Annotated in this window: 1 pseudogene; it reads right to left on the reverse strand. The window is 50.7% G+C overall.

From position 1 onward, the window contains the following. Positions 1-178: pseudogene (locus ACJ9N4_RS06015) on the reverse strand (lysis protein); the annotation flags it as partial. Positions 179-211 lie beyond the last annotated feature (33 nt).

Below are 211 nucleotides of genomic sequence, written 5' to 3' on the forward strand. Positions count from 1 at the left end.
TGTCTTTAATGGTGGCGTTCGCCAGGCGGAGTTTCTCAGTGGCTTTATCACGCTGGTCTTTGTAGGTGATGGCGTTGTCGCGATAGCGATTAACCTGCCACGACAGCACAGCAATTACAGCTAGGATGACAGTAGGCAGCCAAAACTTTTTCACCAATGAGATGATAACCGCGTTCATGATGCAGGCTCGTTAACTTTACCGCCGGCAGCC

Source organism: Enterobacter sp. LM3 (assembly GCF_046622475.1).
GTDB classification, from domain to species: Bacteria; Pseudomonadota; Gammaproteobacteria; order Enterobacterales; family Enterobacteriaceae; genus Enterobacter; species Enterobacter cloacae_P.